Here is a 486-nt window from a genome sequence, read left to right as displayed (position 1 = left end):
ACGCGAAAAATGAATTGGATAACTATCTAGCAATGATGCAAATTCAAGTTTCTGATCCTGTAAATTCACAAACGGGAGTTTTGCCTCCATCATCAGTTAAAAATGAAGCTCCATCGTACAAGGAAGTATTTATGAAAGCTATCCGTGGTCAAAATTTAAGCCATGAAGAAGCAAGCATTATGCAGGAATATAAAGCGGCATTATCTGAGAATACGGGTAAAGATGGCGGTTTTATTGTTCCGGAAGATATTACGACAACGATTAATCAATTAAAACAAACGACTGATAGCTTAGAACAATATGTAAATGTACAGCCTGTTTCAACAAACAAGGGAGCTCGTACACTAGAAAAACGTGCGGCATCTACACCTTTTGCGCCACTATCTGAGTATGGTAAACCGAATGCAATGCAAGAAATGGCTTCTCCTGAGTTCGATCGTTTATCTTATGCAATTGAGGATTATGCAGGCTTTTTACCAGTACCAA

Annotated in this window: 1 protein-coding gene; it reads left to right on the top strand. The window is 38.3% G+C overall.

What is annotated here, in order from left to right; genetic code table 11:
• A partial coding sequence (locus ACODS7_RS32535; protein ID WP_488828686.1) for a phage major capsid protein occupies positions 1-486 on the top strand: 486 nt, incomplete at both ends.

Source organism: Bacillus sp. FG16 (genome assembly GCF_057809515.1).
The sequence above is the reverse complement of the archived record's forward strand: the minus strand, read 5'-3'. Positions and strand labels throughout refer to the sequence as shown.